This window comes from Thalassolituus sp. UBA2009 (genome assembly GCF_002335285.1).
Taxonomy (GTDB): Bacteria; Pseudomonadota; Gammaproteobacteria; order Pseudomonadales; family Oceanobacteraceae; genus Venatoribacter; species Venatoribacter alkanivorans.
Window position 1 is genome coordinate 1,961 of the sequence record NZ_DDCJ01000104.1, and the last position, 605, is coordinate 2,565.

Sequence of the window (605 nt, forward strand, 5' to 3'; positions counted from 1 at the left end):
GGCAGGCAGTAATTGCAGCGGAAGTTGCAGACATCGGTTACCGACAGACGCAGATAGCTGAAGCGCCGGCCATGGGTATCCTGCAGCGTGGTGTCTGATGATTGCGGCACAATGCCGGTGGCAGACGCCGGTGCTGGCGGGATGTCGGCAACAGGCCGCAGGGGAATCAGCGGTTGTTGCGGTGTCATTGTTCACCTTTCCAAGAGTGGGAGGCCCGGGCATTTCTTTGCGGACCCTGGTGGCCGGACGCTGTGCGGTTGCAGTGCGTGGCGGTCACGGCTGGCGCGCCCTATTGCGGCTGTAAAACAGGTTGGCAACGTAGGCGCGGCAGCTCGGTGGTTTGACTCCAGTGTATGAGCTTTGCGCTGAAAGCTGAAGGCGAAATGTGCCACTTTTACCGGCTGCTTCAGGATTGGCAGGAGTGCGTTTCTGATTGCAAACGGTGGCGTCAGTGCCTGCCGGGACCTGCCAGGCCCTTCCCAACACTCTGTTGCGCATTTGCATCAATCCCTTATGAAGGGCCTGACAGCGCTGCAGCTCCCGTTGTTGCTGATATTTTACATTGTTCTGGCAGGTGGATCAGGCTGTTCTGGCAGGCGTTGTTA

The 605-nt window shown here is 58.7% G+C and carries 1 pseudogene and 1 riboswitch; the pseudogene reads right to left on the reverse strand.

Annotated elements, in window-relative coordinates:
- Positions 1-188: pseudogene (locus B3P58_RS13410) on the reverse strand (hypothetical protein); the annotation flags it as partial.
- Positions 177-350: riboswitch (molybdenum cofactor riboswitch) on the reverse strand. It overlaps the preceding pseudogene by 12 nt.
- Positions 351-605: the final 255 nt, after the last annotated feature.